This is a genomic window from Vibrio sp. Y2-5 (assembly GCF_014596725.1).
Classification (GTDB): Bacteria; Pseudomonadota; Gammaproteobacteria; order Enterobacterales; family Vibrionaceae; genus Vibrio.
In genome coordinates this window covers 34,820-49,362 of record NZ_JACVEG010000009.1, presented here as the reverse complement: position 1 = coordinate 49,362, position 14,543 = coordinate 34,820, and the positions used below count along the sequence as shown (strand labels likewise).

General features: G+C 44.4%; 8 protein-coding genes. 2 read left to right on the top strand and 6 right to left on the bottom strand.

Translation table 11 applies throughout. The features are described 5' to 3' along the window. Window positions 1-176 precede the first annotated feature (176 nt). From HUO09_RS18115 to HUO09_RS18100, 4 genes are all read right to left on the bottom strand, one after another. Window positions 177-1,823 (bottom strand): methyl-accepting chemotaxis protein, encoded by a 1,647-nt coding sequence (locus HUO09_RS18115; RefSeq protein WP_188234909.1) that lies wholly within the window; start codon window positions 1,821-1,823, stop codon window positions 177-179. A 228-nt stretch (window positions 1,824-2,051) separates the two neighbouring features. Continuing rightward, window positions 2,052-3,698, bottom strand: coding sequence for a methyl-accepting chemotaxis protein (locus tag HUO09_RS18110; protein ID WP_167411121.1), 1,647 nt, complete (start codon window positions 3,696-3,698; stop codon window positions 2,052-2,054). A 260-nt stretch (window positions 3,699-3,958) separates the two neighbouring features. Beyond that, window positions 3,959-5,437 (bottom strand): bifunctional diguanylate cyclase/phosphodiesterase, encoded by a 1,479-nt coding sequence (locus HUO09_RS18105; protein WP_188234908.1) that lies wholly within the window; start codon window positions 5,435-5,437, stop codon window positions 3,959-3,961. Between the two features lie 75 nt (window positions 5,438-5,512). Continuing rightward, the gene (locus HUO09_RS18100; protein WP_167411119.1) at window positions 5,513-6,070 is read right to left on the bottom strand and encodes a DUF1439 domain-containing protein; all 558 of its coding nucleotides are present in this window, start codon (window positions 6,068-6,070) and stop codon (window positions 5,513-5,515) included. 278 nt (window positions 6,071-6,348) lie between these two features. Here HUO09_RS18100 and HUO09_RS18095 point away from each other — a divergent pair, with 278 nt between their 5' ends. After that, window positions 6,349-8,424 (top strand): peptidase U32 family protein, encoded by a 2,076-nt coding sequence (locus tag HUO09_RS18095; RefSeq protein ID WP_223159491.1) that lies wholly within the window; start codon window positions 6,349-6,351, stop codon window positions 8,422-8,424. Window positions 8,425-8,481: 57 nt separating this feature from the next. Here HUO09_RS18095 and HUO09_RS18090 read toward each other — a convergent pair whose 3' ends face one another. After that, window positions 8,482-9,402 carry a DNA-binding response regulator gene (locus HUO09_RS18090; RefSeq protein WP_188234907.1) on the bottom strand — a complete coding sequence of 307 codons (921 nt, stop codon included), beginning with the start codon at window positions 9,400-9,402 and terminating at the stop codon, window positions 8,482-8,484. After that, the gene (locus HUO09_RS18085; RefSeq protein ID WP_188234906.1) at window positions 9,399-12,746 is read right to left on the bottom strand and encodes an ATP-binding protein; all 3,348 of its coding nucleotides are present in this window, start codon (window positions 12,744-12,746) and stop codon (window positions 9,399-9,401) included. The genes HUO09_RS18090 and HUO09_RS18085 overlap by 4 nt, the downstream gene beginning before the upstream one ends. Window positions 12,747-13,085: 339 nt before the next feature. On the opposite strand from HUO09_RS18085, the gene urtA reads away from it, so the two are divergent. After that, window positions 13,086-14,360 (top strand): urea ABC transporter substrate-binding protein, encoded by a 1,275-nt coding sequence (gene urtA, locus HUO09_RS18080; RefSeq protein ID WP_167411115.1) that lies wholly within the window; start codon window positions 13,086-13,088, stop codon window positions 14,358-14,360. Window positions 14,361-14,543 lie beyond the last annotated feature (183 nt).

Genomic DNA, 14,543 nt, shown 5'->3' with positions numbered 1-14,543 from the left:
ATAAGCTTCCTTTATCGATGTTGCGCAATGAATATCTAAAGCAAGTGCCAATTTCAACCTATCTCGTTAATAATTCACAATTATTTAATGTAAAAAGCCATTACCGAATGTGTCAGAAATTCAATTTCTGCTTTATTCGGCAATGGCTTGGAGTGGTTTACTCTGAGTCTATTTGGCTAAAGTTTAAAATTTCCCACCAGCTTGTCGAGCTCAGAGGATAGGCTTTGCAAATGGGTACTGGACTGATTGAGTTGTTCTGAAATATCTGTAGTTTCAGAGGTTAGCTGGTTAATTTCCTCAAGGTTTCGATTGATATCGAGAACGACAGTGGATTGCTCTTCAGTGGCTGTCGCAACCTGAATATTCTGTGAATTGATATGCTCAATGTGACTGCTGATCTGCCCAAGAGAGGTGGTGGCGTTGTCAGCAAACCCTACAACTAAGTTGCTTTGATTTCGACCTTTATCCATAGCGTTCACTGCTCTGCGAGATTCAGTCTGCAATCGATCGATGATGTTTTGGATCTCTTCTGTTGATTGAGCTGAGCGACTGGCAAGTGTACGAACTTCATCGGCAACAACGGCGAAACCGCGACCTTGTTCTCCAGCGCGAGCTGCTTCAATCGCAGCATTAAGTGCTAGTAAATTTGTTTGATCGGAGATGTTGCGAATGGTGTCCAAAGTTAAGCTGATATCATCCACTTGGTTTGCCAGCGACTGAACAATGTCGGTTGCTTCTTCGAGCTCTCTTGATAGCTCACCAATTTGCTCTCGAGCCTGACCAACGACGTCACGTCCATCGCTGGATTGATGTGTGGCTTCGTTCGCGGCTTCCGCGGCTTGTGATGCGTTGGCTGCAATTTCTTCAACGGTTGCGCCTAACTGATGAATAGCCGTGGATACCTGAACGGTGCGGTCTCTTTGAGAGGTACAGTTATTACGAGTATGGTCTGCACGTTCAGAGACATTTCCAGCCATTTCGGCCAAGTCGCGAGAATTTTTCGCCACCTGAACCATAGAGGTATGTACCTTCTCAATAAACTGATTGAAGCTGTTGGCGATATGGGTCAACTCATCGCGGCCTTCAACTTCGATCCGAGTATTCAATGCCATATTCTGTGCCGCGTTATTCATAGTTTCACGCAGGTAGGTCACGCGTCTGCGAAGATTCAGTACGATGGATGACGAAATAATGAATGACACAAGCAGTCCAATAATACTGATCACCATCAGCGTATTTCGGTTAGTGATATAGGTTTCGTGACTGAGGGAATTTTGCTCTTCCGCCTGTTGGATCAAGGTATCCAATATGACATTCGCTTCTTTTCTCATTACACCGTAACTTTTGGCGTATTGGTCTCGGTATATTTGCTGTGCTGTTGACAGGTCGCCTTTATCCAACGCGTCTAACATTGGGTTTAGCTCGGTTTTTACTACCACCTCAAAGGCATCCGCGAGTTTTTGGACTCGTTCTTTAAGCGCGTCATCGGACTGAGCATTGACCGCGTCTTCAAGGGCGGCTCTCATTTCAGGAATGTCTTCTGTTCTTGCTTCTTTAACGCGGGTCGCAATGCCTTTTGCATCCCTTAGGGCGGTTTCCTGAAGTAGCATCATATCTATTCCGACACGCATTCTTGGAATTCTAGAGGCTGTTTCTGCTATTGCACGCATTGGGGCGGCAGTATTTAAGTACATTGCTTCTGTCTTCTTGTCGATGGACTCCATAGAGGAAAGGCTTTGTAAGCCAACGGCAATTAACGCTAAACAGGGGATAGTTACGGTAATAAGCAATCGGGTTTTTAAGGTGAAATTGTTGATGAGCATAACGGTCAATGTCCATGTCAGTTACTGATATAGGAAAAGACTTTACCAATTTGCCAATAATTAAAACGGTGGAAATTTAATCGGATGTGAATGTGGACACAGTTTTGCAAGACGACATTTCGAGATTGCGAGGAATTTTAGAAATTTCATAAGTTTAAATGAGTTTAATTGAAACAGGGTTGACCCCTATGAACTAATAAGATTGTTCATAGGGGTCAGCGCTAAGAGTTAAAGCTTGAAGTTACCGACCAGCTCGTCCAGTTGAGAGGAGAGTTGCTGTAGGCTGTCGCTGGATTGATTTAACTGCATTGCAATATCCGTGGTTTCGGTAGTCAGATGGTTTATCTCTTCGACATTGCGGTTAATGTCGTCGACCACGGTAGATTGCTCTTCCGTTGCAGTGGCTACTTGTATGTTCTGCCCGCTGATTTGATCGATATGATTGTTAATTTGTTCCAGTGCATTGGTGGCGTTGTCAGCATATTCGACAACTAGGTCGCTTTGTTGGCGACCTTGTTGCATTGCTTCTACAGCACGTTTGGATTCAGATTGAAGTTTATCGATAACCTGCTGAATCTCTTCTGTAGAGTCTGCTGAGCGGCTAGCCAAGGTTCTTACTTCGTCGGCTACAACGGCAAAACCTCGACCTTGCTCGCCAGCTCTTGCTGCCTCAATGGCTGCATTCAGAGCAAGTAGGTTCGTTTGATCGGAGATATTGCGAATGGTGTCCAAGGTCGAACTAATGCCATTAACTTGCTCTGCTAGGGATTCCACCACATTGGTCGCTTTTTGCAGTTCATGAGAAAGGGCACCGATTTGATCTCTAGCCTGCATAACGACTTTCTGACCATCACTGGATTGATGGGTTGCTTCGTTGGCCGCGTCTGCTGCTTGAGCGGCATTTGTCGCAATTTCACTGACTGTCGCGCCTAATTGATGAATTGCTGTCGCGACTTGCACTGTCCGGTCACGTTGAGAGGTGCAATTACTCTGAGTGTGGCTAGCTCGCTCGGACACATCTCGCGCCATTACAGCTAGTTGGCGGGAGTTGTCAGCCACCTGATTAATGGCATTGTGGACTTTTTCCATGAACAAGTTAAAGCTGTCGCCAATCTCTGTCAGCTCATCTTTCCCATCCAGCTTGATTCGTGTGTTTAATGACATGTCCTGCGCGGCGATCGTAATGGTATCTCTTAAGGTTGAGACCCTGTTGCGTAAGCTCATAACAATCGCAGAAGAGATGATAAAGGAGATGATAAGACCTGCGCTGATGATAATAATCTGCGTTGTTCTTCCCGACATATAATTATCATGGCTCAGTTTGTTTTGTGATTCAGCTTGAGCTAGCAAGGTTTCCAGCAGAGCATTGGCCTCTTTACGCATCGTTCCATAGCTCACTGCGTATTTCTCTTTGTATATTTTCTGTGCAGTTGCCGTATCATCTTTATCAAGTGCTTGAAGTAGAGGGTTGAGTTCAGTGCTTACCATCTTTTCAAAGTCACTCAGTAAGCGTTGCACTTGCGCTTTCAGTTCAGGGTTGACTTGCGTATTCACCGCTAGAGTCAGTGCGTCGCGCATTTCGGGAATATCTTCTTCGCGTGTTTCTTTAACCCGAGTTTTAACGCCTTTCGCATCGCGTAAGCTGGTTTCTTGAAGCAACATCATATCAATGCCAACTCGCATTCTGGGAATACGGGATGCCGCCTCTGCTACAGCCCTCATCGGCGCTGCGGTGTTAAGGTACATTTCTTCCGTTTTGCTGGCCATTGCCGACATGGCGTTCAGGCTTGCCAAACCGACGAAGACCAATGCTAAGCAAGGGATTGCTACTGTAATGATCAATCTACTTTTCAGAGAGAGTTTATCTATTAACATTGAGTGAATACCTTTCGTTTTTGTAGTTAGTAAGAGTCAAGCGACTCGTATTGGTCAGCTAAAGAAAGGGCTGACTAAAAAGGAGTAACTAATAAAAAAGTTTATGTATTAATTAATAGCTTAGGTTAAAACGAAAGAAGTGCTATTGAGATAAATGAAAATAGATATGTGGTATTCAGGATGTGCTCAGTCTCAGGATTATTCGGTTTAAGTAATCATCAACTTTGAGTGAAAGAGATTTTTATAACCAATGGGTAAAACTAAGCTAGATGTTCAATCAACTGCTGCACGGGCATTGGTCTGCCCAAGTAATAGCCTTGCGCTTGCTGGCAACCCATTTCTTGCAGAATTTTTAGTTGGTTTTCTGTTTCCACACCTTCGGCAACAAGATTAATACCAAAGCTATTGGTCATGGCGATAATGGCACTAACAATGGTTTTTGAACGGTCATCACTATCCACTTCAGAGATATAACTGCGGTCGATTTTAATTTCATCGACAGTAAGATCTTTAAGCATGGCGAGGGAAGTATAGCCCGTACCAAAATCGTCAATAGAAATTGCGATTCCACTCTTTTGCAGTGAAGAAATCACTTCAACACTGTTATGTAAGTTATCTAAAGTTGCGGTTTCAGTAATTTCAATGCTGATATATGGGGCAATAACGTCTTTATCTTTGATAAATTGCACCAACTCATGCATTTCGTCCGCGTTGTTGAATTCTGTAGCCGATACATTTACTGCGATCGTCTTAATCTTGTTACCCAATAAGTTTGTTGAACTCAACTCCTTCGCCACCTTGCTAACCACTAACTTCGATATTTCACCCGTTAAACCGTGATTTTCCGCGAGAGGAATAAATACATCAGGAGCGATAAATCCTTTGGTCGGATGATTCCAACGTACTAAGACTTCTACCCCGTTTACACTGAGTGTTTTTAAATCGTATTTGGGTTGATACACCACACTGAGTCCGTCATTGCTGAGTGCATTGCGCAAATCCAACATCATTTGACGGCGTTGTAGCGCTTTTTCCGTTAGCGCTTTATCGTGGTACTGGATGGCGTTCTTTTTCTCTTTTGCAACATTGAGCGCCTCTGTTGCTGAAACCATTAGCTCTTTGGCTGTGCTGCCATCTTGAGGGTAAAGGGCGATACTGATGCAGCAAGTAGATTCAATTCCGTACTCTTTGGAAAGTCGATTGTATAGACGCTGTATATCTTGCATGTGTTCGTCTATATCGTATTGATTGCTGATTTTTGCGAAGCTAGCAAATTGATCCGCGTGTAAGCGAGAGGCAAATGAGCCGGGTAACAAGGAGTCAGTAAGAGCTTGGGCTAAGTCTCGAAGAAAAGCGTCGGCTTTTTCAAATCCAATAGAATCGTTAATTCTTTTGAAATCATCGATATCGAGATAGCCAAGAATAAGCTGCTCTTTCGGTTTGAGTTGTCTGATTGTGAGGTTTAACGTACGAACGAACATGGTCATACTGTGCAAACCAGTCAGACTATCCATATCGTTGGCTCTTTCTAATGCATTGTTTCCTTTTAACACCATGGCTAAAAGCATGCCTGCAGTGATTACAACAAAAGCTAAGCCTTTATAGGTTTGAGCGACGGAACGCATTTGAGCATTGGGTAAAAGAGCTTCCACCGCAAGATCGGAGAAAAGGATCCATAAGGTTGCGAACAGAGCGTACGTAGCGGCAACTTTAACCGCTGAAGTGACTGTTCTGTTCATATTCCCTCTCTCTCCTAGGGTTGTTTATACATGTAACAAAGTGTGTCTAGCACACCATGAATGTCTATGCTTTGTCTAGTCAAAGAGTTCGATAACTAGCTTATTATCTTTAATAACCAGATTTGGCTCTGCCGATTTCAATAATGCCTGTTCCACTTTACCGCTGTCCAGTTTGTATACCGGATACTGTGATAATGCTGTGCCTATCATTGAAACTGCAGGTTTGAGTAGCTGCTTAATTTCAGGTGTCAGTAGTTGGCTTTCTTCATCAAAGCGGTCTAGACGTAGAGATTTTAAGAAGATTTCACCTGTCTCTTTGTCATATTCGGGGACAGCACTAAACTCCAAATCCAGTTCGAGTTTTTTCTCTGGCTGATTCCAGATCTGTACTTTGGCTGTGGTGTTTGCGAGCACAGAAACGCGATCTGCATCGGCGCGACCTATGTTTACGTCAAGGTCGTGAATAGAAACGAAGGCATGCATGACATTTTCAACTCCAACCGACTGCTCGAAACTGACGTTATCATGCAAATATTTGGTCATATCCTGTTCTGTCACGCTATAACTTGCACAACCGACGAATGTTAGGGCCGCTAAGGGTAAGAGAAGCGATTTAAATACTTTTTTGATCATGATATCTGGCTCTTTTTATGCACGGTACAAATAGCTATGGCACATCATAGCTAATCACTTTGTATAACTATATGGGCGTTTTCTGATTCTGCATCATACCGTTATGGCTATCATAAGAGCAAAGTCTTGATTGCTTATGGTGTCAAGCTACAGCCTTCAATAAATCATCTTTTATAAACGAGTTGGACAAACTTGAAGGACACCTGAGCCATATCAAAGGAATTGTGATCGAGGTCGCTATAATTTCTTGCTCATGTTGGCTGAGAGAGTAGTGCGGTTTGGGTTTTATAAAAGAGCAGTTTGAGTTACTCGCCCCGGGAGGCGATTTAGATTCGATCAAAGCAGCCATCGCAGCAGGTGCAGACGCCGTTTACTGCGGATTGGACAGATTTAACGCACGTAACCGTGCAACCAATATCACACTAGATGTCCTTGAGGGTGTGGTTGAACTTGCTCATCAACACCGCTGTAAGATCTTCCTTACTCTTAATATTGTGCTGTTAGAGCGTGAAATTGCTTCCATTATTCGTCTGTTAACTCAGCTCAACGAGACAGATATTGATGGCGTTATCGTGCAGGATCTTGGTCTGGCATATCTCATCAAACACTATTTTCCTCGTTTGGATATGCATGCCTCGACGCAGATGAACACACACAACGAAGGGCAAATTAAGCTCTTAAGCAAACTCGGCTCAAGCCGTGTGAATTTATCCCGAGAGCTGAATATCGACGAAATCTCTCATCTGGCGCAATATGGTCGCGCGCACAATGTTTCTATGGAAGTGTTTGTACACGGTTCTTATTGCATAGGCTTCTCAGGCTTGTGTTATTTTAGTTCGGCGCTCAATGGTGCATCTGGTAACCGTGGCCGTTGCAGTCAGCCTTGTCGTGATCAGTACCAAACTACGGAGTCTGGGAACAACTATCCGCTGAATCTTAAAGACAACTCTGCCTATGATGATATGGCAGCACTGGCTCATGCCGGTGTTTATTCACTGAAAGTTGAAGGGCGAATTAAGAAATCCCATTACGTTTATACTGTGGTTGATAACTGGCGCAAACAAATCGACCATTACTGCCAATCCGGTGAGATGCTTACCGATATGTCTGAGCTTTATACTGTCTTCAATCGTGATTTTACCAATGGCTATCTCAAAGGTGATATCCATCGCGGTATGTACATTGATAATCCTCGGAATTTCGCCGCTGCTCACTTTGCTAAAAACAATATAACTTCCAATGGCCTGGCATATAAAGAGTTTTGCGCAACGAACGCTACTGAAGTTACTTCAGAGATAAGCCAGCCATTCGATGCGGATACAGCCTTACAAAATGCGAAGAAGTTTATTTATGACCGCAATACCTCGCTTATTCGCAAGGTCGACTCGATTACTCAAACCATGCCAATTACTTCCAATGCCAAGCGAAGCTTGAAGGGAAGTGGTTTTATCACGGATATCCCGCTACCTAAGTTTGATGCGAACGCAAAGTTAGACAGTACTACGAAACTTTCGGTACTGATCGACAAGGTCAGTGATTTAGACTTAGTTGAACAAGTCAGCGAAACAGATTTTTTCTATCAAATACCAGATGCGCTAGAACTTCAGTATCAAGAAGTATTGGATGTGTTTACTCGCCATCCCACTCTAATTCCTTATTTTCCTGCGATATTGATTGCTGAACACTACCAAGCTGCGTGTCGACTGCTTGAACAAATCAAACCTGAATGGCTTGTTACCAATAACCTTGGAGTGGCTGAGGCTGCCCAAAGTATGGACTTGCCTTGGGTTGCTGGACCACAACTTAATATCACTAACTCGCTGTCATTGCAGTGTGTTAAGCAAGAACTGAAGGGCAGTGGTGCATTTATTTCCAATGAACTCAGCGCCAATCAGATGAAGCGGTTAGTGAGGCCCGAAGGTTTTAGATTGTTTTACAGCCTCTATCATCCGATTCATTTGATGACCAGCAGACAGTGTTTGCTCATTCAAAGTATCGGCTGTAAGAAGCAGAAAATGAACAAAGGCTGCATGAAACGCTGTGAGAAAACTGCGTCAATCATCAGCTTAAAAGACCAGTCTCATATCATTCACAAACAGCGCGGCAATCACAACTGCCTGTATGGCAACGAGAATTTCCTAAACTTGGTTCTATTAGCTGAAGTGCAGAATCTGTTTACCGACATGATGATTGATCTTCGAGATATCCCAACACACACCAAACTGGGTATAACCAAAGTAGAGTTGATTGAGCTGTTTAAACAAGCGTTGAAGGGCGGTGAAGCTGCACAGAAAGCGTTATCATCAAATATTATCGGTACGACCAATAAGCAGTATTTAAAAGGTCTGAATTAACGTTTGATAAGAGAAAAAGGGGTGAACTTATTACAGTTTGCCCAATTTTTTCATCAACTAAGACTTTTCCAGCACCCGTATTGACATACTGACAGCCGAAGTTCGGTTATCGACTTCCAGCTTCTTATATATCTGCTCAAGATGTTTGTTTACGGTTCGTGGGCTCATATCGAGAATCTGTGCAATTTCCCAGTTTGTTTTGCCAAACGAGAGCCAGTAGAGAACCTGAGATTCACGTTTAGTAATATTAAACACTTCACGCAGGTCATCTTCGGTTCCTGCCTGTTTAGGGACATCCACTCGAATAAGGACATGAGTGTTACTGTCATTTCCAGCAAAGGTTGCTTCGAGAGGCGAGTCAAATTGGGTAATGGTTAGCGGTGCCGACGTGTCACCACTATTAAGCCATACCGCAATATCGGTTTGTATTTGTGACCATGTATGCGCAATATCTTGTGTGCTGTCTGAGCGACTGCTGATATCGCATAACAGTTCCTGAGCATGGGGTGTTGCCCACTCTAAATCACCATTTTTTGAAACACAGAATATAAATTGCCCCGCATAATCCAGTGCCGCTTGCGCGGATTTTGCCATTCTTGCGTTATGGCTGTGAACGCGAATGCGGGCGAGCACTTCTGCCGGTACGACAGGTTTCGTAATGTAGTCCACACCGCCTGCTTCAAAACCTTTGATCACATGCTTGGAGTCGTTTAATCCAGTCATAAATATGATAGGAATTGCGGGCAAACGTTCTTTTAATTTCAGGCAGGTATCGAAACCATCCAATACGGGCATGACGGCATCAAGTAAGATGACGTCTGGCTGAATTTTTTCCACAATCGACAGAGCCTGCTGGCCGTCCAATGCTACTAGCACCGTGAGCCCTGCTTCATTGAGTGTGGCATTTAACATTCCCAATGATTCTGGCGAGTCATCGACAACTAGGACAATGATGTTTTTTGCTGAGAAACCGTTCATGAATCTATTAATCCATTAATATGTTCAACGATATTGGCGAAGCGGCAGTGGTGCGCCTCTTCTCGCATGGTGTTGATAAAGGTTGTGCCTTGATGCCCGTTGCTTTCTAGTTGGTCGAGAAGGTCACTGAATGCGGACATAAACCCAATCTCGGCATAACTTTTCAGTTTATAAAGCTCGGAATGATTGGGGTAGAAATCAGGTATTTCGTTAGGAGTTACTTTTTCATCTTGTTGATAAAGCCATTCAATGCCCAACAACTGACTCAATTTACCAAGCAAGAGTGGCAGGGAGACGGGTTTGGTCAAATAACCATTGTGGTAGCTATAGAGCTGATTATTGGTTTCCAGCTCCTGAATATTGGCAGAGAGCATAAGAATCGGCTGATAGTAATACTTCTGTCTTAACTTAATGGCTAACTGCCAACCGTTGACCTGCGGCATAAATATATCCAGCATGAAAAGGTCTATGGCTTTGCTTTCTGCCAGTTCTAACGCTGCTTCAGCAGAGTTGGCTTGGAGGACATTGAACCCGAGCGGCCCTAAGATGTTGCTAATAAGCATACGCTGATCGTCAATGTCGTCTACCACTAAAATGGTTTTCTTCGAACCTTTATAGCCAGTGATATCAAGATTGGTTAACTCCGGCTCATTCAGATAGTCATTCACTTCAGATAGCATCATTTTCAAGGTAAAGGTGCTGCCTTTGCCTTTTTCACTGACACATTCAATTTCACCTCCCATTAAATCGGCTAAGGCATTGGATATGGTTAACCCCAATCCGGTTCCGCTGATGTGTTTGGTATGGTCTGATTGAATGCGTTCAAATGGGCGGAAAATCAGTTGTTGTTCGTCTTGAGAAATGCCGATGCCGGAGTCCTCAACACTGAAGCGGGCGACTTGGTTTCGATAGGTAACCGAGAAATGTATGTGTCCTGTCTCTGTATATTTCACAGCGTTGTTGAGCATATTAATAAGAATTTGTCTTAACCTTTGCTTATCGGCACTGATAAATACAGGCAGATGACCAGCAAAACTGTAGTGGAAAGTCAGCTGCTTTTGTTCTGCCTGCATACGAAACATTTCAACCAACTGTTGCAGCAATAAATGCAGATTAAATGTATCGCGGTGCAGCTCTAAACGTCCCGCTTCAATTTTCGAAATTTCCAGCAAGCTTTCCAACAGATCGCCCAAATGTTTGCCGTTTCTTTCCAGTGTTTCCGCATATTGGCGTTTTTTAGGCGTTAACTCTTTATCGTTACTCAGCAATTGAGCATAACCGAGCAGCACGTTAAGCGGTGTTCTCAGCTCGTGGCTGAGACCTGCTAGATAACGGCTTTTGGCGTCATTCGCGTTTTCAGCTTTTTTCTTTGCCCGTTCCAGTTCTTGAGAGGTTTTTTCGTGAGCGGTTATCTCATTAGAGAGTAAATTGGTATGCGCTTGAAGCTCTTTCATTGCAAGACTACTACTGCTTCGAGCCAAAACAAATAGCCAACTGATTATGCCAATGGGGATCAGCAGCAACGCAAAAGCTTTAAACAAACTGATGGAAAGGGCATTCATTTTGGTGGGATCTAAGCTCGGAACCTGACTGTAAGCCAGAGCCAGAATTGCACCTATGGTAAGGCTCATTAACCCCATCACCATAACGAATTGGCTGATAGAAGAGGCGAGCTTGTTAATCCATGCCAGCGGTAAATAGGGTTTTAATGCGTGCTTAACTTGCGCATGAAAAGTCGCTTGTGGTCGACATTTATCATGGCAACGAACATCGAGAGAGCAGCAAAGCGAACAGATGTGGCCTTGATAGGCAGGGCACATCGCCATGTCCTCTGCTTCGAAACTGTGTTCACACACGACGCACTGATGTTCCTCATGCCCCTGGTGAACAATAATATCGTTAGAAACTAAGTAATATTTGCTGCGAGTCGCAAAGGCAATTAACGGAGCGGTGATAAATGGAATAGCAAAAGAGAGATAGGAAGCAAAGGCTTTAATCACATCGTTAAACAGCCCCAAATGTGCGGACAAGCCAAACAGTGATGCAATGATCATCGAACCCAAGCCCACAGGGTTTATGTCATAAAGTTTAGAGCGTTTAAATTCAATGTGCTTGGGACTGAGCCCGAGTGGCTTGTTGATGGCTAAGTCTGCCACTATGCTGCCAATCCAAGAAAGTACCAGAACCGAATAGATTTGCAGAGTTTGCTCAATGAGTTGATAGACGCCGAGTTCCATCAAAAGCAACGCAATCAATACATTGAAGATCATCCATACCACGCGACCGGGGTGGTGATGGGTTAAACGTGAAAAGAAGTTAGACCAAGCCAGAGAGCCCGCATAGGCATTGGCAACGTTAATTTTCAGTTGGGAAATGATGACAAACAAACCGGCGCAAATAAGGGCAAGTTTGGTATTGTCTGTCATATAACCGAACACATTTACATACATATGAGCTGGGTCGCCTGCCAGATCTGGCGCAATACCGTGACTAATAGCAAGCCACGCCAAGAAACTTCCCAGTGCAATTTTAAGTGCACCAAATAGCATCCAACCGGGGCCACCGATGAGCATCGCAGCCCACCAACGCAATTTAGTGGATGGAGTTTGTGCGGGAAGAAAGCGCAGAAAATCGACTTGTTCACCAATTTGCGCCACAACAGAAAGCAGTACTGCCGAGGCTGCGCCAAACAACATCCAGTCGAACTCAGGACTGTGTCCCACTAAACCGCCATAAGATAGCCATTGGTCAATTTGACTGTCTGGGTGGCTGAAAACAAAGAACAGCGGGATGAGTTGCATCGCCAGCCACAAGGGTTGTGACCACATCTGAAACCGGCCGATATTGGAAATACCCAAAGCGACGAGCGGAATCACAATGACTGCGCTAATGATGTAGCCCCAAAACAACGGAATACCGAACAACAGTTCTATCGCCATCGACATAATGGCGGCTTCGAGGGCGAAGAAAATAAACGTGAACGAAGCGTAGATGAGCGACACTATGGTCGAGCCTATATAACCAAAGCCTGCACCGCGGCTTAGAAGATCCGCATCGACACCATATTTGGCGGCGTAATAACAGATAGGAATACCGCTTAAAATGACCACCAATGAAACGCCAACAATTGCCCACAATGAGTTGATGACGCCATAGTTAAGCGTGATAGTGCCGCCAATCGCTTCAAGAACCAGAAACGAAACTATGCCCAAAGCGGTATTGGCTATCCAGCCTGCAGACCACTTCCTTGCGCGCTTGGCGGTAAAACGTAGCGCAAAATCTTCCAGTAATTCATTGCCAACCAGTGTGTTATAACGCCTGCGTGTTATCGGAACCTTCTGCATCTCATTTTCTCTTCATCCTTTAAGTTCTTACCTGCACTCCTTGCAAGTATCGAATTGTTGCAGTGTATCGCTTAGCTAACCTTACCTTTTTGTGATCTTGTTACCTTCAACTTTCGCAGCTAAGGCATTGGCTACTTTATACCCTACTCGCGCGAGTATAGCCCCATTTTCCTAAATCTAATATGCGTAGTTTGACGTAGATAAAGTGCGCAATACGCGCATACCGCTAACTGTTTATCTCAACGATACTTTTCGGGAGCTTGCTTCTGATGCCTGCAATTTCTGTTGGTCATTCGAGGTGTAAGTTTGGACCATTTATTAATCAAGGGAAGATGAAAAATGAAACGGAAATTTCTCTCCACTGCAGTACTGGCCGCGTCACTACTCAGCGCACATGCACTTGCAGCAGACACGATTAAAGTCGGTGTGTTGCATTCACTGTCAGGCACTATGGCGATCAGTGAAACCACGCTTAAAGATACGATGTTGATGCTGATTGATGAGCAGAACAAAAAGGGTGGTTTGCTGGGCAAAAAGTTAGAACCTGTGGTTGTTGACCCAGCGTCTAACTGGCCTCTGTTTGCTGAAAAAGCACGCGAATTGATTTCAAAAGACCAAGTATCTGCGGTGTTCGGTTGCTGGACGTCAGTGTCTCGTAAATCTGTACTGCCGGTATTCGAAGAACTCAACAGTATCCTGTTTTACCCAGTTCAGTACGAAGGTGAAGAGTCTTCGAAAAACGTGTTCTACACAGGTGCTGCGCCAAACCAACAAGCAATTCCAGCGGTTGATTACTTAATGGACCAAGGTGTGAAACGTTGGGTTCTGGCAGGCACTGACTATGTTTATCCACGTACTACCAACAAAATCCTAGAAGCGTATTTGAAAGACAAAGGTGTGGCTGCATCGGACATCATGATCAACTACACACCTTTCGGTCACTCAGATTGGCAATCTATCGTTTCTGACATTAAGAAGTTCGGATCAGAGGGCAAGAAGACGGCCGTTGTTTCAACCATTAACGGTGATGCGAACGTTCCTTTCTATAAAGAGCTGGGTAACCAAGGCGTATCAGCTGACCAGATTCCAGTGGTTGCATTCTCTGTGGGTGAAGAAGAACTTTCCGGTATGGATACTTCACCGCTTGTGGGTCACTTAGCGGCATGGAACTACTTCGAAAGCGTCGATTCAGAAGCGAACGAAGAGTTCATTGATGCGTGGCACAAGTTTACCAAAGACGACAAACGCACCACGAATGACCCAATGGAAGCGACTTATATCGGTTTCAATATGTGGGTGAAAGCGGTTGAAGCAGCAGGTACGACTGATCCAGCTGCGGTACAAAACGCTCTGATCGGTACATCTGTCCCTAACCTTTCTGGCGGCTATTCAACCATGATGCCTAACCACCACATCACTAAACCTGTGTTGATTGGTGAAATCCAAGACGACGGTCAGTTCCAGACCGTGTGGGAAACAGCAGGTTTGGTTGCGGGCGATGCATGGTCTGATTTCTTACCGGGTTCTAAAGACCTGATTTCAGATTGGCGCGCGCCACTAAGCTGCGGTAACTACAACGTGAAAACAGGGAAATGTTCTGGTCAGAATTACTAATTCGTAAAACAGACCTTCCTGCTGTTTTACGACATTAGCCTGACGAACAGGCGTAACGAAATAAGTGGGTGCGAAAGCCCCACTTATCCTCTGCTTGATAAAGCAAGAAATGGATTTTAGAGGCTGGGCAAATAGCCGAGTCAGAAAGGGTTACTCATGGTTTTAATTAAGTGTATTTCTTCC

Coding starts and splice junctions, on each gene's coding strand:
- HUO09_RS18105 (WP_188234908.1), bottom strand. CDS start 5,437: ATGAACAGAACAGTCACTTCAGCGGTTAAAGTTGCCGCTACGTACGCT.
- HUO09_RS18115 (WP_188234909.1), bottom strand. CDS start 1,823: ATGCTCATCAACAATTTCACCTTAAAAACCCGATTGCTTATTACCGTA.
- HUO09_RS18100 (WP_167411119.1), bottom strand. CDS start 6,070: ATGATCAAAAAAGTATTTAAATCGCTTCTCTTACCCTTAGCGGCCCTA.
- HUO09_RS18085 (WP_188234906.1), bottom strand. CDS start 12,746: ATGCAGAAGGTTCCGATAACACGCAGGCGTTATAACACACTGGTTGGC.
- HUO09_RS18090 (WP_188234907.1), bottom strand. CDS start 9,402: ATGAACGGTTTCTCAGCAAAAAACATCATTGTCCTAGTTGTCGATGAC.
- HUO09_RS18110 (WP_167411121.1), bottom strand. CDS start 3,698: ATGTTAATAGATAAACTCTCTCTGAAAAGTAGATTGATCATTACAGTA.
- urtA (WP_167411115.1), top strand. CDS start 13,086: ATGAAACGGAAATTTCTCTCCACTGCAGTACTGGCCGCGTCACTACTC.